The following is an 18,865-nucleotide window of genomic DNA, read 5'->3' as shown; positions in this document are numbered from 1 at the left end:
GAATAGTTCTTCTAAACTAGACATGGGAGATGCTTGCTGAATTGGTTTGACAATCTTCAGCTTAACTGGCTTCTCCCGAACTGACGTTATTTATCTATAGCAGTATTTAAAAAAATGGTATTATTGATTGGGTTCCACGATTTAATTGCTCCAATAAATCCATTCCAACCCTTTTATTTTTATGCTTGAGCAGCTTATTTCTTACTTCTTTAATTCGCAGACTGACAGAAGAGGGATATCAGGGTTTGGATCACGCGCGGACAGGTGCATTTTTTTGCGGAGTGGTATAACTACTCTGAACCCACAAATATGGCAATTCGTCAAGCGCTAGTGGGAGAGGGTAAATTAGTATTGGGTATAGAAAAATCTAGAGGAAGTATTGAAGTGCCTGTCCCATTCCCCTTGCCAGCAGGATCAGGCTGGTAAAGTTGGATACGAGCACGCCCAAGTCGTTTAGCTTGGTAAAGCGCTTGGTCGGCTGCGGCAATCAGAATTTCGGCTCCCGATTCAGATGCAGGAACAATACTCGCTACGCCCAGGCTGAGAGTGACGTACTGGCTCACCTGAGAACCAGCGTGAGGAAGCTGCAAAGCTGCGATTTTGAGTTCTATGTGTTCGGCTACCAGCACAGCGCCTTGAATCGCGGTATTTGGCAAAATAACGGCAAATTCTTCGCCTCCGTAGCGAGCTACTAAATCGGCGGGGCGATTGACGGCATTGCCGATCGCCGCGGCGACTTGCCGCAAACATTCGTCTCCCCCTGGATGCCCGTAGGTATCGTTGTAACTTTTAAAAGAATCAATATCGCAGAGAATCAGGGACAGAGGCGTTTGTTCCCGGACTTGTCTGCGCCACTCCATTTCTAAATACTGATCGAATCGGCGGCGGTTTGCTAGCTGTGTGAGTTCGTCTAAACTGGCCAAGCGCTCTAACTTGAGGTTGGCGGCTTGCAACTGCTGGTATAGTTCTGCTTGCTTGATGGCGATCGCCAACTGGGTGGCCAGAGAAGACAGCAACTCTACTTCCAACTGCATCCACTGCCGGGGACTGCACTGGTGGGCCATCAGCAGCCCCCACAAATCATCTCCTTGGACTAAAGGCACAACCAAATAAGCTCTCACGGCGAATTGTGCGAGCAAGTCAATTTGATATTGCGGCAACTCGGCGGCCAAAACATCCGCGATCGGTCGGATCGCTCGATGTTGGTACGCTTCGAGATAGAACTGGTCAAAACAGAAATTTTCCAGGGTTTCCCCCAACATCGGCGGGCAGTTGGGAGCTACAGATTCCACTGTCACCGCCCCCGTCGCCGGGCCGGCGCAGAGACTGCCGGTACAGGGGTTAAAGCGCACGATCATCACTCGATCGGCCTGAAGGAACTGACGTACTTCTGTCACTGTCGTGCTGAGCACTTCGCCCAAATCCAGAGACTGGCGGATGTGCTGAGTAATCGTCGCCATCAGCAGTTCTCGTTCGTTCTGCTGCCTTAGCGCCTCTTCTGCCCGCTTGTACTCGGTGATATCTTGAGCGGTGCCGAAAATTTGTTTGGGGCAGCCGTCGGCTGTACGGGCGAAAACTTGGTCGCGGCAGCGAAACCAGCGCCATTCGCCCGATCGATGTTTGAGGCGATATTCCAACTCCAAAATATGCGCGTCTTGGGTCGAGGGAAATTTTTCCTGGTGGGCTTTGAGCCTCGGCAAATCTTCTGGGTACACCAAACTGGAATACCAAGCAGTTTGCATCTGTAAAATTTCTTGGGGATTGTAGCCCAACAATTTAGAAGCTTGACCGTTGACGTAGACGTTTCGCTGTTCGGTCAAATCGTAGATATAGAGCAAATAAGGCGCCGCGTCAGCAATCTGCTGGATGAAATGCTGACTCGATCGCAATTCTTCCTCCACCCGCTGCCGCACTTGCACTTCTTCCAAAGCTTGATCCCGCATTGTGCGGTAAGCTTGGATGCGGTGGGTGAGGTCGGTCACGTCTTGAATCACCAGCAGCGCGTAGAACGATGGGGAATTCACCCCCGGCCATATTGATGACGAAACTGAGGGTGGAGATTCCCTAGACAAAAAAGCACTTCTTGGTGATCCGACTCCGACAGTACCATCTGGTTTTAACTCAAGAGTGTGGAGAACCCAGTCTCTAATCTCCTGTTCTTCTATGCCAGCCTCTAGGGCCGGCACAGCAGTCACTGTAGTTTGCTGAATTCGCTGCTGACCGTCTTGCCAAGTTGCCGGAATCAGGTGTTTGTGAATTTGAGAAGAAAAAATTGTTGGCGGGCCTCCTGCAAAGATTTGCTTGAAGCGAGTGGCGTACTTTAACTGACTCAAGTGAGGAAAATGGGTTGTGATCTTTGTCCCCAATATTTCGCTGCGTGGAATTTTAGTCCACTCTTCCAGACAAGTGTTCCAAAACAGCACCACAAAATCATCTTGGAGCAAGCAGGCGCCGACTGGTACGCTGTCGAGAACCCCAAACTTTTCCTTAATACTTTTGCTCTCCTCAATCATAGACCCCCGGCAAGTTGATTGATAGCAGTCAACAAGGTGTCAAAGGAATTAACATTGAAAATAAGAATGATATCTCCTTCAATGTGAAGCCTTTCAATCATGAAGCTGGTCTGGGCTAATAAAACAACTGTATCAGTAGCTAAACCGCCAGATATCAGCAAACTAGAAATCGTCCCTTCGCTATAAGTGGGAATTGAGTAATTCAGGCGCTGCTGAAGCACGTTGCTGATTGCACCCATAACCCCATTAATTACAATGTTTCCCACTTCACTCAGCGTACCAATTTTGACTGAATCGAGATCGTGAGTTCCTTCTTCCCCTGTAAGCATTGTCACCAGCAGGGCAGCGCTGTTGGTGGGAAAGACTAGCTGGGCAATGCCTCCAAAGGAGCCTGTGAATTTGAGCTGGACAGCGGCGATTTGCTCGCCGTTGAGGTGCTGCTCTAATTCTTCTTCCACGTCGATGGGAGTCAGAATTTGAAGGTAGGGGATTTGCAAGCGAATCGGGGAGTCGATCATATCGTTCAAAACCCCTGCGGCTTGACCGATCCCGATATTGACGAGTTCCTGCAAAGCATCAAGCTGTCGAGTGCTTAATTTCATTGGGTGCTCTCCTCGCTGACACTGAGAGCTTTTTTGATCCATCCGATCAGTTCGTCTGAGTTGGGCATTTTGTGAATGACTGCCATGGCTCCGAGTTCCATGCACTCGGAGCGGGTGCTTGCTTGGATGTCTGCGGTAATTACGATCACTGGAATTTTATATCCTCGATCGCGCATGGCTTGCAGGACTTCCCGACCTTCCATTTCTGGCATCAGCAGATCTAATAGCATACAGTTTGGGGTTTTAGTGCCGAGCTGTTCTAGAGCTTCGGGGCCGCTGGATGCTTCCCAAGTCTCGTATCCTTCTGCTCGGAGAATTTTGCAGATTACCCTGCGAGTCAACCACGAATCTTCGACAACCAGAATTGATGTCACTACGTTCTCCTCCTTCTATTGTTAGGACTGACCGGTATTGCAGGTACTGCTTTTATCTTGACATTAATTTAAAGTGCTGGGACGATGTGCGATCGAGCTTGACTCGGAATTCCTGTTCTTAAAAACTAACCCATTAATGTGTTGGATAGTTTAGTATCTGGGACTATGTGAAGAAAAAACCCGGTTTCTGAATGAAACCAGGTTTGGGGGATCTCTATTGCTCCTAACATGGGCGCTCAATTATAGATGACCAAACGCTTCCGGAGAGACTCTACTCGCTGTTTTGCCGTGGTATTGTCTGGATCGCAGGCGAGAGCTTGTTCGTACATTTCCAAAGCTTGAGCTGTTAATTTCTTTCGCTCGTAGGCATGACCCAGGTTATTGAGAGATGTAACGTATTCTGGTTGTAACTTCAGGGCTTCTTTGTAGTGGCGGATTGCGATGTCGTACTGTTCTTGGCCAAAGTGTGCAAAACCGAGGGCGTTGTAAATAACAGCTTGATTTTCTTCGCCTTCCAAGTCTTTGGCTTTCAGGGCTTTTTGAAACAGTACGATCGCTTGGGAGTAAAGCTTCTTATCTACATAGATACTTCCTAATTCGTAGTATTCCTGTGCTGTTCCTCTTTCTACTGTCAGCTTATTTTCTAAGCGTTCGAGAGACATTTCCAGCTTCCGAGTTTTAAGAATCTGGCGCACCACAAACCAGGAAGTGCTGCCGAGTATAGCGAGCAGAACTGTCAGGTAAACAATGAGCAAATTACTATCCATGTTTTTCTTAAAATTAGGTAGGTTTCTGGAAGGTCTTATTTATTTTAAGGCGTTAGCAATCTCTGACATTTGCCTCTGCAACTGTATAAAAAACACGGAAATAGCGATCGACAGGTCCGATCGCGATTTCTGAAAAAGCAAGAGCCCAGAAGTAAGAACAAAGAAGGAAATTTGGTCTCAACCTCCTAGATTTATCAGGAGTTTTCCTTCTCTGGCAGACTGTTAAATCTTTCTTACTTCTGCTTTCTGCATTCTGAAAATCAAGCGAACTTTCAGGCTCCGGCTCGATTAGCCATTTCCACGACTTTACCGAATGTGGCTGGGTCAATGATCGCCATTTGTGCCAACATTTTGCGGTTGATTTCGATGTTGGCTTTTTTCATATTGCCGATCAGTCTGCTGTAGCTCGTGCCGTGCTGGCGCGATGCGGCATTGATCCGAGCAATCCACAGGCGGCGGAAATCGCGTTTGCGTTTTTTGCGATCGCGATAACCGTTACGCAGGGCCTGCATCACCCGTTGGTTAGCTGTGCGGAACTGTTTGGACTGTGCGCCTCGGAAACCCTTGGCTAATTTGAGAATTTTTTTGCGGCGCGCTCTGGCGACATTACCGCGTTTTACCCGTGTCATCTTTAATTTCCGTTAAACTTTACAAGTATGGAAGCATTAACCGCACGTTAGCGTCGTTGGTCTCGTCGATGACGACCAGCTTAGAGAGACGGCTTTTGCGAGCTGAACTTTTGTGCTGTAGCAAGTGGCTTTTGTAAGCTTTGCGGCGCACGATCTTACCGCTGCCGGTCGCTCTAAAGCGCTTTGCGGCTGCTTTGCGAGTTTTGAGTTTTGGCATGAACTGGTGTTATTTGGACACAAGCTTATACCGTATCACGTTTGTGCTACTTTCTGCAAGGGAGATTTGTGGGTTAGCAGTGGCGCTGTACTTGGGGCAATATACAGGATGGGAGATCGGCTAATCTTGTGGTTGTTTGCTGCTATTAACACCTATTATAGAATGTTATACCGCAGTTGCGGTATAATTAACGGTTAGCGCCACAGCTAATATTTGAAAGCTTTTGGTGAGGCACGATAATTAAATTGAAGACGCAACATTAATTATTGATTCAGGCGCTTACAGAGTCCCTTGAAAAAAATTGCAAATATCCATTTGTCAGTAATGACAATTTTAATAGACATTTCTTTGCTATTTATGTCAGAAATCTAGTGACCAAATTAATAAGTGCTTCATTGGAATTACCCGAAAGCTCTAGCGTAAAAGCTTCAGCCGGGAATGGTTTTTGGGCTAAAGTTCCTGGGATAGCAATATTTAACAAACTTGTAACTGAGAGTGTCCAGTCGGGGTTTTACTGTGTTTCTTTCGCGCCGACTTCTGTGGCGTTTACGCTTCTATCAATCAAGGAATAGCAGATAAAAGAAATAAGTTAGGACTTGAGAAGTCGAGGGACATGGTAAGGGTTCAACCAAAATTATTTAAATATAAGCTTGGTTCTGACAAGCTCAGGGAATTTTCAGAATCGATCTTCAGCTTGATTATTATATTCCAAAGGCAACTACTTTTAGATGGTTCTGCAAGTTTTTGACCCATGGATGTCCATTGTTGAAAGGGTTATTCGAGCAACTGAATCCTACCAACATCGTGGAAACAGGCGTCTTTGATCTGGAACCAGTATCCCAATGGGGGGATAGAGAAAATCACGTTACTAGGAGATGCCACTCACCCAATGCGATCGTCCTTATGATTAGGACCTACTATGGTATTTGAGCAAGACTTAAGTGTCCAATAATTTGCTAAACTTATCCATAGTTATTCGCCGAGATAAAGTTCTATGTGGAAAGTGGCAGAATTCGCAAAATTAGTGGGAGTCTCAAGCTCTACGTTACGGCGCTGGGAAAGGGAAGGCAAGTTAATCCCTGAGAGAACACTGGGCAACCAGCGTGTTTATTCAGAAACTCACCTAAATATAGTCCGGAACCTAAAGACCGGTAAAACGCCACCCAATCGAGCGATCGTATATTGTCGCGTCTCGTCCCCCGGACAAAAACAAGACTTACTTCGTCAGACACAAGCTATGGAACAATTCTGCTTGGCGCAAGGAGTTGCTATCACAGACTCCATTCAGGAGATTGGGGGTGGACTCAATTTCAAACGTCCCAAATTCCTGCAAATCCTACAATGGGCGATACTAGGCGAAGTCAGGGTGCTTTACGTGGCTCATCAAGATAGGCTGTGCCGATTTGGTTTTGAACTGGTCGAGCAAATTCTACAGTGGAATGGCGGGACGATTATCGTCGCCAACGCCGAAAGCCTTTCACCGCATGAAGAATTGACTCAAGACTTGCTTTCAATAATCCACTGTTTTTCTTCCCGCCTCTACGCCCTGCGAAAATATAAAGCAAAAGTTAAAAATATTGTAGAGGGTGTAGACCCTTGTTCGGATTCCTCTATAGTTGATCAAGTAAAGACCTCCAAGTAAGTTTAACTATGTTTGGCGTCAAACGATCGCTAAAATTGAATAACAATGAAGCGACCTTGATGGCAAAACACGTAGGATTTCGGCGCGCAGTATTTAATTTTGGATTAAGCTTGCCAACCCCAATGCATAGCGAGGGGAAGCTTTAAGACTCAAAGGTACTCAACTAAGTCAAAAAAGTTCTCACCAACTACCTCAAGAAACAACCTAAATTCGTTTAGATAAACCAGTTGTCTAGTCGAGTTTATCAAAATTCTTTGATTGACTTGAAAGATGCGTTTAGTCGACATCGTTCCGGGAAAGCAGGTTATCCAAAATTTGTTAGTCGCCGGGATGGTCAGTCTTTTACGGTTGAACCATCTAGCGTCAAAGTTCTGCTAAGTCCTGGTAGCACAATTAAGATTCCCACCTTGGGAAAGTTTCGACTTTACGAGGCACTTAAATGTAGTTTTGTGTCTATAACTTTCACGATATCCAAAGAAGGAAGTCGCTGGGAAAGTATCCTTCTCTTTTGACGCGGAACGTTTACCTGTTAAGTAATCTGAAGCAGTTGTAGGAATCGACGTAGGTATTAAATATGCGACCACGCTGTCAAATCGGTAAGTTTTTGATGCAACAAAACCGTTAATAGCCAGTGTGCAAGCCAAGCTAGCTACTTTACAGCAAGCATCAAAACAGGTAAAAGATTCCCAAAACTAACGCAAAACTTACAATAAAATTAGCCAAATTTACGCACAAATAGCTGGTATTCCATTCTTTTATATTCAGAAATTAAAAACTTATTTGGCTAAAAATTTCAAGGTAATTAAGATTAAAAACTTAAACCCACATTCCGCACCCTCCACTGTCACAATCAGTTTTTGTGGAATTTTGTGAACCAAAATAGTCACTTTTTATACACGCAAGTGGGAAATTGGACTTGCGAGCGCCAGTTCAATTTCGCCAAACTCCGAAAATTCCTAGTGTGACAGTTCAGGGTGCCGAATGTGGGTTAAACGTCAAAGGCATGATGGCTCATCAGAAGCGGGCTGGGTCAATATCCGAACTATAGTTTTACATTACGAATTCAAGCGTTAACTTGACTATAAATGTAAAAGGTCTGGAGCAACTTTATTGCTAGTGGATAAATGGTTTCCTAGTTCTAAAACTTCCTCGAATTGGGACTATGAAAAACATATGTTACTAAGTATAATGATGAAGCCGTCGCCAATGAATCAAAATGAGTTTCAAGAATGGGTCTACGACTAAAATCCTCCGTAAATAGTTTAATTTCTGCGGATTAAAAATGCTGGCATCCTCCCCCTATAGGCACTCGAACATTACAAATAAAAGAGGTATTTAAGCTGGATTTAATATTAAACTCTCAATACAGGCCTTTCGGGATTTTCGGGATTGGGAATTAGACACTAATTTTTGCAATCTACTAGCAAATCTAAAGTTTCTAACACAGTTTGGCCGATTAGCACCATATCGCCTAAAACCATTCCCGCCTCAATCGTTTCGCGCCCTTCTATTTCAATAATAACAGGCCCAGTCAACCCTACAGTTTCTTGCCTGCCATCAGCATATTTTTCTATTTCGTGACTCCTAATTCTTAAACCCAAGTGTTCGCAGACTTCTACAGGAATAGCTGTGCGTACTGCACCAGTATATATGAGTGCTTCTGCTTCGTAGATGCGCAACAGATTTGGATTGAGCAATCCTCTCTTGACTAACTCTTCATTAATGGCATTCGTTAGCTTGACTTTGACTCGAACTGCACCCATATTTTTGCTGGCTTGAGTTAGATTGCGATCGAGATTTATCACATCGCCTCTCTTTTCGTCTAGAAAGTCTACCTTTGATTCTAGCTTGAATTTATAGTAAGGTGCGCACTGCGCACCCTACAAGTAGAGTCTGTGCGTAAGTCTTACAGCCTATCGCAGGTTTATGAAGTGCAGTAGGGACAAAAGCTTTCGCCGTGTCCCTACGGGGAGCTATCACTCTTGTGGGGTGGGCATCCTGCCCGCCCTAAACATACAAGTTAAATGCACAACTGCTTACTCATCTTCTGCATAGATAAACCGATACAATTCGCTAGGATCTGGCTCAGCGCTTTTCTCCGCAAAATCGACTGCATCATCAATTACTGCTTCAATTTTATTATCGATCTCTTTCAATTCTTCAGCAGTTGCCAAAGTTCGATCGATCAAATCAGCAGCCAACTTCTTAATCGGATCGCGAGGGAACCAATATTCCTTCTCTTCCTTAGAACGCAACTCATCAGGGTCGGCCAAAGAATGCCCGCGAAAGCGATAAGTCAAAGCCTCGATCAGAGTCGGCCCTTCGCCGGCGCGCGCCCGCGCTATAGCTTCCTTCGCCACTTCCCGCACCGCCAAAACATCCATCCCGTCAACCTCGACGCCAGCCATGCCAAAAGCATGAGCTTTCTTGTAAATCAGCGGGTCAGAAGTAGCTCGCTCGTGGGCCATCCCGATCGCCCATTTGTTGTTTTCCACAACATAAATAATCGGCAACTTCCACAAAGCCGCCATATTTAAACACTCAAAAAACTGACCGTTATTGGCAGCACCGTCGCCAAAAAAACAAGCAGTTACCCCATCGGAACTCTCATCCCCTAAAGCTTCGCGCCGGTACTTCGATTGAAAAGCAGCCCCCGTAGCTACAGGAATTCCCTCAGCCACAAAAGCATAACCGCCCAACAGTCGGTGTTCGGCCGAAAACATGTGCATCGAACCGCCGCGGCCCTTCGAGCAACCAGTTTCCTTCCCGAACAACTCCGCCATTACCTCCCGCGCCGGCACACCCGCGCTCAAAGCGTGAACGTGATCGCGGTAGGTACTACTGACATAATCGGTATCATCCCGGCGCATCGATCGAATCACGCCAGTAGAGACAGCTTCCTGACCGTTGTACAAGTGGACAAAACCAAACATTTTGCCCCGGTAGTACATCTCAGCACACTTGTCCTCAAAATAGCGCCCCAACACCATATCCTCGTAGAGCATCAAGCCCTCATCCCGAGAAAGGTTTACGCTTTGCGCGTCAAAAACTGGTAAAGTCCGTTCCTGAACCATAAATAATTAATACCCGACGATCGGCTTCCTAGACATCTAAATTTAAACCGAGATGGGACACAACCGCAGCAGAAAACGATCGTACCTTTTTTGTACAGCAGTTCACCAATTGTTAAAATGAGTTTGGCAGGCGGAGAGGCTTGCCGGGACTTGGAGAACCAACTCCCATCTAAAACCGATGCCAACAAATGATATAATTCCATTACTCTCAAACCCGAATAATGCTCTGCAAGTCAAACCACTCCTTTAGCTGACGGGTAGCTGACGGGCAGTGGGGCGTGGCATTTTCCTCACTGTAAAACGCTGTAGAGGGAAAAAAGTCAGAGTATCTCTACGGCAAGTCCAAGATACCGTGAATTGAGCGGTTGGAAGCCAACACCAGAATTTTTGATTGGGTTTGCGGGAGTATCTCACTTAAGATAGGCTAATTCAGTTGCTAGCGCTTTGGGGAAGTGGACGAGTGTTAATTCCACTAGATTACTACCGGATTTTGGGTCTACCGATTCAAGCTACTGCCGAACAGTTGCAGCAGGCTCACCGCGATCGAACTTTACAGCTCCCGCGCAGGGAGTATTCTGAAGTTGCGATCGTCGCCCGCAAACAACTGCTCGATGAAGCCTGCGCCGTTCTGTCAGACTCAGAGGGGCGCAAAGCTTACGATGCCAGTTTTTTAGCCAAAACTTACGATCGAGAGTCGGAAGCCGCACTCGAAGCCAAGCACCAGAGGTCAAAAACCTCAGCAGGCACAGCCACCTTCCTGCAAGAGGCAGGAGAAACCGCTCCGCCAGAGTCCAAGACTTTAGATGCTGCTCCCGACCCCCACACTCCAAGTATTGAAATCGATGACAACCAATTCGTAGGAGCCCTGCTCGTACTGCAAGAACTGGGGGAATACGAACTCGTACAGAAGCTGGGTCGCCCGTATCTTAACAATGGCAGCATCGCGATCGCAGAAGGTCGTTTCGGCGACCCTCAGCTCGTGCGGCCAGATATAGTTTTAACTGTCAGCCTTGCCTGTCTAGAACTCGGCCGCGAACAGTGGCAGCAAGGTCAGTACGAAAATGCCGCAAAATCATTAGAAGCAGGTCAAGAATTGCTGCTGCGCGAAAGCCTATTTGCAAGCGTGAGGGGTGAAATGCAAGCCGACATCTACAAACTCCGTCCGTACAACATTTTAGAGCTACTATCCCTTCCCGAAGAAAAAGTCGCCGAGCGTCGTCGGGGACTGCAAATCCTGCGAGAAATGCTTCAAGAACGAGGCGGCATCGACGGATCGGGAGACGATCGATCGGGTTTAGGAATAGAAGACTTCCTCCGGTTCGTGCAGCAAATGCGTAAACACCTAACCAGCAGCGAGCAGCAGGCGCTATTTGAAGCCGAAGCCGGCCGCCCTTCCGCAGTCGCCACTTACCTCTCGGTCTACACCCTGTTAGCCCAAGGATTTGCAGCCAGACAGCCATCGATGATCCGTCGGGCCAAGCTGATGCTGATGCAGCTCGGTCGCCGCCAAGACGTTCACCTGGAAAAAGCTGTCTGTTCCCTGCTGCTGGGCCAGACAGAAGAAGCCAGCCGATCCCTCGAACTGAGTTCGGAAAAAGAGCCCCTGGCATTCATTCGCGAACATTCCCAAGATTCACCCGACTTGTTGCCCGGACTGTGCTTGTACGCCGAACATTGGCTACAAGAAGAAGTGTTTCCCCACTTCCGCGACTTGGCCAACGAGTCTGTGTCCTTGAAAGAATACTTTGCCGACCCGAAAGTACAAGCTTACCTAGAAGCTTTGCCACAGGACGCAGAAACCGCCAACGAATGGGTCGTCGTGCAGCCCCGCTCCGGCAAGCCCCCAGCGCGACTGCAACCCACAGCAGGCCGCTCGCCCGCTGCCATACCCGCACAGCCACCCACAGCCAAGCAGGGAGCCAGCACGGTCACCTTGACCCCTGTACCAGGCGAGGCTTCCACCGCAGGATCGGGCGCGAAATCCCAGGCAACGGTGGCTGCGCCCAGCGCTGTTGCCCCCGTCTCTATCCCGATAGCGACAGTCCCACACCCCGTAGACTCGACTTCCAAACAACGCAGACGCCAACATTCAGGGCGCAGCGGAGCAACCGGCAATGGGCTAAATGGGGATTTGGTCGATCGAGCGCGCACCAAGGCAGCAGAACTTACCGCCCAAGTCAAGTCCATGCCTCCAAACAGGCTGGCTTTGTTTCTAGTCGCAGGTGTCCTGAGCCTGTTACTCCTGTGGTTAATACTCAGTCTGTTGGCTAGCGCGATGCAAGCTTTATCGGGCCCATCCCTCCAAGGAGAGCAAGCCCTCGTCCGTCTAGAAGAACCGCCCCTAGAAATCCCTGCCTTGGCCGCGGTCCCAGAGCCGAGCGCCGCAGGCGCAGTGTCGGGAGAAATCACTGAGGAATCAGCCGAACAAATAGTTCAAAGCTGGCTGTCGGCGAAAGCAGCGGCTTTGGGCCCCAATCACGCTGTCGAAGAATTAAAGCAAGTTCTGACAGAACCTGCTTTGTCTCGCTGGCAATTGATGGCAGAAGCTCAACAGCGAAACAACGCGCACCAGCGTTATGTACACAAGCTGCAAGTTAATGGAGTTAAGACGAATCCGACTAATCCCGATCGCGCTCAAGTAGAAGCCCAAGTCGCGGAAAAAGCCGAAGTGTTCGATCGTTCTCAGCTCGTTTCTTCCCGCAACGAAAACCTGCGCGTGCGTTACGACTTGATCCGTCAAGAGGGACAGTGGCGGATTATGGATTGGCAAGTGATTAAGTAAGGAATTGGTAATTAGTAATTGGTAATTGGTAATTTCGGCTGGCTAATTACTAATTACCAATTTTTGATTATTAGGTTAATTTTTAATTCCAAAAGCGGGAGCTGTGAATTGCAGATTATTGTTGAAGGCTGGCGTTTTATTTATCATTCCTATTGTGTAGCCAATCAATTTCAACTGCTGGAAATGCTCGACCGCCCGCGAAGCCAAATTGAGCTTTTCCACCGGGATATGCCCTACATTGACGCAGCTTGGGAGACGAAAATTAGCTTGTTCGATAGCCCAAATGAAACCTTACTTCGCAGCATTAAGAGCCCTGCGGTAAATCAGTCAGCCGATGTTACGCTGCGAATGTACTGCCCGTGGGACTTCTCGGCATCCAGCAGCGCTCAAACTTGGGTATTTGCAGCGACAGAATGGGGGATTGTTACCAGTAGAGTATTACAGGCGATGGGTGTTAAGTCGATCGCCCAAACTGCGGTTAACTCAGAAACAAAAATTATTACACCTTCAGCTTGGTCAAAAGCTGGCTTAATTCGCAGCGGAGTTGAGGAAGATCGCATTGCCGTCGTACCTTTGGGAGTCGATCTTCAGATTTATTATCCTGCTGCGGGCGATCGGCGTCAATCACTGCGCCAAAGCTTCGGCTGGTCAAACTATTTTATATTTTTAAACATCGGAGGGCAAACGGATCGCAAAGGTATTCGCCCTTTATTAAAAGCCTTTGCTGCGGTAGTTGACAAATATCCAGATGCGAGATTAGTTTTAAAAGGTTCAGAAGTGCTTTATCCGTCCAGAGATGAGATTGCCGAAGCCTGCCGAGTTGTCCTCAACGATGCCGAAAGAGCGAGGGTTTTACCGAGATTAATTTATACTGGTAGCCAGCTATCTTTTGCTCAAATAGCAGAGTTTTACCAAGCTGCTGATGCTTATGTTTCTCCGTATTTGGCAGAAGGTTTTAATCTGCCGGTGTTGGAAGCTGCAGCTTGCGGTTTGCCTGTTATTTGCACTGCGGGGGGTCCTACGGATGATTTTACGGGCTCGAACTTTGCACAGCGGATTGAGAGTAAATTTACGGCTGTGGTGAGTGACGGGGAAACCTTATTTATCTTAGCTCCGGAGTGGGAACATTTGACTGATTTGATGCAAGGAGCGATCGAACAGCCTGGAATCGCTGCGAAAGCGAGGGTTGCGGGTCCGGCTTTTGTGGCTGAAAATTTTACTTGGAGGCGTGTAGTCGATCGATTGCTTGAGGTGATGGGAGGAGATAAAAAGAGAAAGGAGAAGTCTATTTTTGAGCCAATAATTTTGTAGTTTTAACGTTTCAACCCCCTAAGTATTTTCCGATCAGAAATAGTTTTTTTTTGACAATTATGATACCAATTCACTATGAATCTGCACTTAATATCAATTCCGGTTGCACCCGAATGATATAGCTTTGGTTGTAGGCTACCAATGGCAACAAGTAATATCAATTCCGGTTGCACCCGAATGATATAGCTTTGGTTGTAAGCCACCAATGGAAACAAGTAATTCGTTTAATCAAAGAAGATTGTTTCAGCAGAACTTGGCAAAGTTGAAATAATACTTCTTCTAATTCATCAAGATTTTGAAATGACCGATTGACAATTGCTTCATTAACTAAAGGGTACAGACGTTCTGAGAAAGTTGTAACTCGGGAGAATGAGAGGGCATAAATTCTAAGTCTAGACCCTCTGGAACTATAACTTGTGGGCTAGTATGCCAACCAGCGTAGGTTTTTAGTTAAGATGATGTATTTATTTTGACCCACTCCCAATTCTCTAGCAAAATCTTCTAAAACTAAGTTGAAAAGCTGGATGTTAACTTTTGGCAGAATCCAAAAGTAGGTTTCTCCCGTTGACGGGTATACAAAACCATATAACCATAGCCATTGATAGCGCCAATTTACCTTGGCTATGGGCCGCTCCCCATACCCTACCCAGACTCGCCGAATTATTGGCTTTAATCCCAGACGATGCTCATCCATTCCCCACACTTTTACTGCTGCCAATGGATGCTAATGTTGAATTCGTTTAGCTTGCCCTCGCAGTTTTTTTTCCAAGCTTCTTGGACTTCAAAGTCAGCAAGGTCGTGTTTCGATCTGGGTATCCGTAAGCGAAACTCCAACGAACGTAGATAGTCCCAACCCCTTTGTACGCGCTCCTGGACGCTAAGCGTAAATTACTCATCCACTCAGCAACTTTATGACTGTTCCATAATCCTCCATCAGCAGTTGGAGTTCGTAAAGTTTGCAAAAGTTGTGCTTGTTCCACCACAGAAAGTAAAGGTTGAGTACCCGGATGTTGATGACGTTTGTCTTTCAACCCATTAGCACCTAATTGATTGTAGCGGCGAACGTTCGCGATATATAGAGTTACGGCAGTAACCCGCGACATCCGCGACATCTTCGGTAATCCGTCGAGTTGCTAAGAGCCAAATTATTTGGTAGCGTGTCCGTTCAATTGGGTCTGACGCTTGACGATAAAGTTTAGAAAACGGGCGAGGAGGTTTGATGAGGCTCTAACTTGAGGCGTTTAGGCCTGACTTGTCCTCGTAGCACTCTTGATGCTCTTTCAATATATCATTCCGGTGCAACCGGAATTGATATTAGAGAATATAGCACTCATGCAGGCTCTACTCGACAACTACTCACAGTGCTTCCTATCCTAAATACGCTAGACCTGCTACCTGAATCACTAACAGAGGTTTGTGCTGGAGACAACACCCACAAGCTTGATTTGCCTTCTCCCCTAGCCTTCTCGCCAAGCTGACAAGAAGCCCATGATTCTCAAACGCAACATTTGTTCTTGAACACTTGGGTTTTAGCACCTGCTTGTACGTCCGGTGAGGCTGGCCACCACCGCCACTAACTCAGCAGCATCTACGGGTTTGGTTAAATGCATTTGAAAACCTGCTAATAGTGCCTGCTGACGATCGTCATTCCGGGCATAGGCCGTCAGCGCGATCGCGGGTAGCCTACCGCCCCGCTGCGCTTCAAGTTGACGCAACTTGCGGATCAGCGAGTAGCCATCCTCATCCGGCATCCCAATATCGCTCACTAAAACATCGGGCTTGCGATCGGTTGCGGTTTCGATAATGGTCAAGGCTTCCTTGACCGAAGCCACAGCCATGACCTCAGCACCATACTTTTCGAGAATCGTGCTCAGCAAGTCTAGCGCGTCAGCCTCGTCCTCTACCACTAAGATTTGTAAGCCTTCAAGGGTCGGCGAGGTCTGAAACCTCCCATTCGCCTCGACGAGCGAGTTCAATGGCTCTGGAGCGCTGGGTGGTAGATGGATAATCATCACGGGCAGTTTGACTGTAAAGGTCGTCCCCTGTCCTATCCCTGGACTTACTACCGTTACAGTCCCGCCGTGTAATTCAACTAATTGACGCACAATGGCTAACCCTAAACCCAAGCCCCCATAACTACGAGTTGTCGTGCTGTCGTGCTGGCTGAAGCGATCGAACACAAACGGTAGAAAGTCCGAGCTGATGCCTGCTCCAGTGTCGCTGACAGTAATTTCAACATGGGAATTAACCCGCTGCAAACGAATCTGGACTCGCCCGTCTTTAGGCGTAAATTTGAGGGCGTTAGAAAGTAGATTCCACACAACTTGCTGCAACCTATCGGCATCACCCAAGAGCGGGCCAGCTTCAGAATCGAGCACGCTTTGCAGGCGAATTGACTTTGCATCAGCCGCCAAGTGTACAGACTCAATCGCCGATTCAATCACCGGCACGAGGTTGACAGGACGGACTCGGAGGCGCAGTTTACCCGTGATGATGCGAGAGACATCGAGGATGTCTTCGATGAGCTGGGCTTGAGACTTCGCGTTTCGCTCGATCGTCTCCAAAGCCCGCGCCACCTTATCCTCACTCAGGTTTTTCTGCCTTAACATCGTTGACCACCCTAAGATCGCGTTGAGAGGAGTTCTGAGTTCATGAGAAAGAATCGAGAGAAACTCATCCTTGGCACGGTTGGCGGCCTCTGCGTCTGCCCGAATTATTTGTTCACGCATCAATAATTCGTCTTTGGTGCGATTAGAGGCTTCCAGTTGGGCAGTGCGTTCATGCACCCGTTGCTCTAGCTCCACATTAATCGCCTCGATACGGCGGCGACTCTCTTCTAGTTCCTGGTTTGTAAGGGCAAGTTGAGCTGGACTGGGCGTATCGAGTGCCACTGGAATTAAGGGAATAAGTAAAAAGGTGAACGTATAAAAAGACCAAACACCAGTGACAGCTTTGATAAGTCCTGCAACCCAATAAATGGGGTGCCAAAGTGTCACTATTTCCATCAGGTGCGTCGTGCCACATAAGGCAAATATAAAAAAGAAACCTACCAGCAGCATCACCGTGTGGGCAGGCAGATCCTTACGCTCATTTGTAAAGTAAACAATGGCAACCGCCACCGAGTAATAAGCGAGGGTAGTCAAGGCATCTGACGTTAAGTGCAGCCAGACTAACCCCGGTTTCCAGAGGTAACAATGCCCGTGAGGAATGAAATTATTAGAAAAGAAGGTGCTCAAGAAGTCAGGCATATTAGTTTACGGCACTGTCAAGTTAATTTAGGGGGTGTCATCAATTCAACCAGATGACCGCAGCAGCCAGAAGAATCGCACGCCGGAAAGTTCACCGCCCTAGGGTGATAGCGCGTCGCGATTGCCTGATACTGCTTGAGCTTGGGAAAAAAGTTCTCAATCAAATGACGGGCTTTGTACAATTGAGCATCGTAAGTTTCCAGGGTCTTGCAGTTGCGACGAGGTGAAATCACGGTGGTCTTCCCCTCGGCATTGAGGCGGTCAATCACACGCTGATCTGGATCATAGCCCTTGTTAGCCCGCAGTGTATCCACCACCAGTAACGGCTGCCGTTGGTCGCCTCCTGCTGGCGTCACCAGTTTGTCGGGGGGTGAGGTGAAACCCCAACGGATTGCCCAACGCATCCACGCGCTCGCATGAATCTTGTTACTCAATCGCCCTTTGCTGCCTCCAATTGCTTCATTCCTAGGCTCCTCAAAAAACTCAGCAGGAAGATGTTTCTTTCAAGTGGGAAAATGCCTGAATTAAAACTAAGTGTACCGCCGGGGAAATAGAGAGTAAATCTGTTTTAATATATGTCAAAATTCGCTCCTAAAAACGAAAATCAAAAATGTTAGAGTTCAATCGCCTGTTCCAAACAATCGAAGAATTAGTAATGCTGCACTCACCCAGCGGTGCGGAGTCGGAAATTAACCAGCGGTTGATGGAAAAATTCGCCGCCCTAGGAGTGAATGCTTGGATCGATCGCGCGGACAATGCGATCGCCCTAATTAAGGGTCGCAATCCCGAAAAGTCGATCGCCATTACCGCCCACAAAGACGAAATTGGCGCCCTAGTTAAAAAAATAGGCGAGAGTGGCCGCGTGGAAGTCCGCAGATTGGGCGGCGCATTTCCTTGGGTTTACGGCGAAGGCGTGGTGGATTTGCTCGGAGACAAGCAAACAATTAGCGGCATTCTCAGCTTCGGTTCCCGCCATGTTTCTCACGAATCTCCTCAGAAAGCTCAGCAGGAAGATGTTTCTTTAAAGTGGGAAAATGCCTGGATCGAGACTAAGTGTACCGCCGAGGAATTAGCCGAGGCCGGAATTCGACCCGGCACGCGGATGGTGGTGGGAAAGCACCGCAAGCGCCCGCTGCGGTTGAAGGACTGGATCGCCAGCTACACTCTGGACAACAAGGCTTCAGTGGCGATTTTGCTGGCTCTGGCGGAATGTTTGAAAGAGCCTGCGGTGAATGTTTATTTGGTAGCGTCGGCGAAGGAGGAGGTTGGGGCGCTCGGAGCTTTGTATTTCACGCAGCGCCAGCCGTTGGACGCGCTGATCGCTTTGGAAATTTGCCCTTTGGCGCCGGAATACCCGATTCGTGACGGCGAAAACCCGGTTTTGCTGGTTCAGGACGGCTACGGAGTCTACGATGAAGGATTGAACGCCCAATTGCGCGCAGCAGCCACAGCAGCCGATGTAGAGGTGCAGTTGGCGGTAATTAGCGGTTTTGGAAGCGATGCTTCGATCGCGATGAAGTTCGGCCACGTAGCTCGCGCCGCTTGTTTGGCTTTCCCCACCCAGAACACCCACGGCTTTGAAATTGCTCATCTCGGGGCGATCGGTAATTGCGCCGCCATCCTCAAAGCCTACTGTGACGAGCTTTGGGACGAGTAGAAAAAAAAGTTTCCCAAAGTAGTTGACAGATTGGGAAAGATTAGTTAAG

General features: G+C 47.8%; 17 protein-coding genes. 5 read left to right on the top strand and 12 right to left on the bottom strand.

The genetic code is table 11. From position 1 onward, the window contains the following. Window positions 1–320: 320 nt before the first annotated feature. The 6 genes from QUA45_RS06180 to rpmI all read right to left on the bottom strand — a co-directional run bounded on the left by QUA45_RS06180 (window position 321) and on the right by rpmI (window position 5,102). Window positions 321–2,513 (bottom strand): diguanylate cyclase domain-containing protein, encoded by a 2,193-nt coding sequence (locus QUA45_RS06180; protein ID WP_333097070.1) that lies wholly within the window; start codon window positions 2,511–2,513, stop codon window positions 321–323. Next, window positions 2,510–3,115, bottom strand: coding sequence for a chemotaxis protein CheC (locus tag QUA45_RS06175; RefSeq protein WP_333097068.1), 606 nt, complete (start codon window positions 3,113–3,115; stop codon window positions 2,510–2,512). The genes QUA45_RS06180 and QUA45_RS06175 overlap by 4 nt, the downstream gene beginning before the upstream one ends. After that, window positions 3,112–3,489: a response regulator gene (locus tag QUA45_RS06170; RefSeq protein WP_190658171.1), complete on the bottom strand. Its 378-nt coding sequence runs from the start codon at window positions 3,487–3,489 to the stop codon at window positions 3,112–3,114. Before QUA45_RS06170 ends, QUA45_RS06175 begins: the two co-directional genes overlap by 4 nt. Before the next feature lie 236 nt (window positions 3,490–3,725). After that, window positions 3,726–4,256 carry a tetratricopeptide repeat protein gene (locus QUA45_RS06165; protein ID WP_333097066.1) on the bottom strand — a complete coding sequence of 177 codons (531 nt, stop codon included), beginning with the start codon at window positions 4,254–4,256 and terminating at the stop codon, window positions 3,726–3,728. Window positions 4,257–4,528: 272 nt separating this feature from the next. Continuing rightward, on the bottom strand, window positions 4,529–4,885 hold the full coding sequence (gene rplT / locus QUA45_RS06160; RefSeq protein WP_006634165.1) for a 50S ribosomal protein L20: 357 nt from the start codon (window positions 4,883–4,885) through the stop codon (window positions 4,529–4,531). 19 nt (window positions 4,886–4,904) lie between these two features. Continuing rightward, window positions 4,905–5,102, bottom strand: a complete 198-nt coding sequence (rpmI, locus tag QUA45_RS06155; protein WP_006634164.1) for a 50S ribosomal protein L35 — start codon at window positions 5,100–5,102, stop codon at window positions 4,905–4,907. Between the two features lie 266 nt (window positions 5,103–5,368). Between rpmI and QUA45_RS29115 the strand changes: the two genes are divergently transcribed. Together QUA45_RS29115 and QUA45_RS06150 are read left to right on the top strand one after the other, a co-directional pair. Further along, window positions 5,369–5,674, top strand: a complete 306-nt coding sequence (locus QUA45_RS29115) for an MrcB family domain-containing protein (RefSeq protein WP_445304940.1) — start codon at window positions 5,369–5,371, stop codon at window positions 5,672–5,674. Between the two features lie 422 nt (window positions 5,675–6,096). Further along, window positions 6,097–6,744 (top strand): IS607 family transposase, encoded by a 648-nt coding sequence (locus QUA45_RS06150; protein WP_333097064.1) that lies wholly within the window; start codon window positions 6,097–6,099, stop codon window positions 6,742–6,744. A gap of 1,403 nt (window positions 6,745–8,147) precedes the next feature. Here the strand turns inward: QUA45_RS06150 and QUA45_RS06145 are convergent. Further along, window positions 8,148–8,549 carry a clan AA aspartic protease gene (locus tag QUA45_RS06145; RefSeq protein WP_333097063.1) on the bottom strand — a complete coding sequence of 134 codons (402 nt, stop codon included), beginning with the start codon at window positions 8,547–8,549 and terminating at the stop codon, window positions 8,148–8,150. Window positions 8,550–8,780: 231 nt separating this feature from the next. Next, the gene (gene pdhA / locus QUA45_RS06140; protein ID WP_333097062.1) at window positions 8,781–9,818 is read right to left on the bottom strand and encodes a pyruvate dehydrogenase (acetyl-transferring) E1 component subunit alpha; all 1,038 of its coding nucleotides are present in this window, start codon (window positions 9,816–9,818) and stop codon (window positions 8,781–8,783) included. Window positions 9,819–10,278: 460 nt separating this feature from the next. Between pdhA and QUA45_RS06135 the strand changes: the two genes are divergently transcribed. Together QUA45_RS06135 and QUA45_RS06130 are read left to right on the top strand one after the other, a co-directional pair. Next, on the top strand, window positions 10,279–12,600 hold the full coding sequence (locus QUA45_RS06135; protein ID WP_333097061.1) for an IMS domain-containing protein: 2,322 nt from the start codon (window positions 10,279–10,281) through the stop codon (window positions 12,598–12,600). Window positions 12,601–12,708: 108 nt separating this feature from the next. Beyond that, window positions 12,709–13,911: a glycosyltransferase family 4 protein gene (locus QUA45_RS06130; protein WP_333219953.1), complete on the top strand. Its 1,203-nt coding sequence runs from the start codon at window positions 12,709–12,711 to the stop codon at window positions 13,909–13,911. 421 nt (window positions 13,912–14,332) lie between these two features. Here QUA45_RS06130 and QUA45_RS29110 read toward each other — a convergent pair whose 3' ends face one another. The 4 genes from QUA45_RS29110 to QUA45_RS06115 form a co-directional block, all read right to left on the bottom strand. Next, the gene (locus QUA45_RS29110) at window positions 14,333–14,605 is read right to left on the bottom strand and encodes a hypothetical protein (RefSeq protein ID WP_445305232.1); all 273 of its coding nucleotides are present in this window, start codon (window positions 14,603–14,605) and stop codon (window positions 14,333–14,335) included. 11 nt (window positions 14,606–14,616) lie between these two features. Further along, entirely contained in the window at window positions 14,617–14,745 is a 129-nt protein-coding gene (locus QUA45_RS29105; protein WP_445305291.1) for a hypothetical protein, read from the bottom strand. A gap of 695 nt (window positions 14,746–15,440) precedes the next feature. Then, window positions 15,441–17,159, bottom strand: coding sequence for an ATP-binding protein (locus QUA45_RS06120; RefSeq protein WP_333219951.1), 1,719 nt, complete (start codon window positions 17,157–17,159; stop codon window positions 15,441–15,443). A 17-nt stretch (window positions 17,160–17,176) separates the two neighbouring features. Then, window positions 17,177–17,593: a hypothetical protein gene (locus QUA45_RS06115; RefSeq protein WP_333097056.1), complete on the bottom strand. Its 417-nt coding sequence runs from the start codon at window positions 17,591–17,593 to the stop codon at window positions 17,177–17,179. A gap of 176 nt (window positions 17,594–17,769) precedes the next feature. Here QUA45_RS06115 and QUA45_RS06110 point away from each other — a divergent pair, with 176 nt between their 5' ends. Continuing rightward, on the top strand, window positions 17,770–18,816 hold the full coding sequence (locus QUA45_RS06110; protein ID WP_333219949.1) for a M42 family peptidase: 1,047 nt from the start codon (window positions 17,770–17,772) through the stop codon (window positions 18,814–18,816). Window positions 18,817–18,865 lie beyond the last annotated feature (49 nt).

Origin of the sequence: Microcoleus sp. Pol12A5 (assembly GCF_036701435.1) — a bacterium.
GTDB lineage: Bacteria > Cyanobacteriota > Cyanobacteriia > Cyanobacteriales > Microcoleaceae > Microcoleus.
The sequence above is the reverse complement of the archived record's forward strand: the minus strand, read 5'-3'. Positions and strand labels throughout refer to the sequence as shown.

Excerpts from the sequence above, each read along its gene's own strand:
- QUA45_RS06180 (WP_333097070.1), bottom strand. The coding sequence starts at position 2,513 with ATGATTGAGGAGAGCAAAAGTATTAAGGAAAAGTTTGGGGTTCTCGAC.
- QUA45_RS06175 (WP_333097068.1), bottom strand. The coding sequence starts at position 3,115 with ATGAAATTAAGCACTCGACAGCTTGATGCTTTGCAGGAACTCGTCAAT.
- QUA45_RS06165 (WP_333097066.1), bottom strand. The coding sequence starts at position 4,256 with ATGGATAGTAATTTGCTCATTGTTTACCTGACAGTTCTGCTCGCTATA.
- rplT (WP_006634165.1), bottom strand. The coding sequence starts at position 4,885 with ATGACACGGGTAAAACGCGGTAATGTCGCCAGAGCGCGCCGCAAAAAA.
- rpmI (WP_006634164.1), bottom strand. The coding sequence starts at position 5,102 with ATGCCAAAACTCAAAACTCGCAAAGCAGCCGCAAAGCGCTTTAGAGCG.
- QUA45_RS06150 (WP_333097064.1), top strand. The coding sequence starts at position 6,097 with ATGTGGAAAGTGGCAGAATTCGCAAAATTAGTGGGAGTCTCAAGCTCT.
- pdhA (WP_333097062.1), bottom strand. The coding sequence starts at position 9,818 with ATGGTTCAGGAACGGACTTTACCAGTTTTTGACGCGCAAAGCGTAAAC.
- QUA45_RS29110 (WP_445305232.1), bottom strand. The coding sequence starts at position 14,605 with ATGGATGAGCATCGTCTGGGATTAAAGCCAATAATTCGGCGAGTCTGG.
- QUA45_RS06120 (WP_333219951.1), bottom strand. The coding sequence starts at position 17,159 with ATGCCTGACTTCTTGAGCACCTTCTTTTCTAATAATTTCATTCCTCAC.
- QUA45_RS06110 (WP_333219949.1), top strand. The coding sequence starts at position 17,770 with ATGTTAGAGTTCAATCGCCTGTTCCAAACAATCGAAGAATTAGTAATG.